This is a genomic window from Vibrio sp. 811, assembly GCF_033339195.1.
Map to the genome: position 1 here is coordinate 1 of NZ_JAWOUB010000988.1, position 510 is coordinate 510.

Sequence of the window (510 nt, forward strand, 5' to 3'; positions counted from 1 at the left end):
TGTGCGCTTGCAGCGTGATGCTCTCTTTGTTCCAACTGCTGATTCGAAATGGCCCAGTACCGATGTGATATGAATAACCCGAGCCAAAAGAGGCCGTGTCTCGACACAATATTGAGGCATGTGGCGTGGCTAACATATATGGAAAGAATTGGTTTGCGCGTTTGAGCACTATCTTCAAGCAGTTCGGAGTTTCGGCTGTAACGGTTTCAATGCATTGCCAAAGCTCATAAACCGGCCCTTTAATTTGCTTGAGTCTTTCTAAACTCCAAACCACGTCGTCTATGCTCAGAAGCTCACCATCATGACGAAAAATGCCTGGCCTTAACCATAACGTCATGACGTTTTCTTCCATTTTCCATTCATGCGCTAAAGCGGGCTCGATGCCACCATTGGAGTTTTGTGTTAGCAGCCCATCATAAACACTTTTGACTACGTGTAATTCGGTATGACGGAAAGTCTCTGCGGGATCGATATTTGAAACCCACGGATAAGAAGAAATAAGAATGGCGT

At 45.5% G+C, this 510-nt stretch carries 1 protein-coding gene; it reads right to left on the reverse strand.

The genetic code is table 11. The annotated features are described in order from the left end of the window. Positions 1 to 510 (reverse strand): ABC transporter substrate-binding protein (locus tag R7Q46_RS30510; RefSeq protein ID WP_318078759.1); only part of this gene is annotated, 510 nt, incomplete at both ends.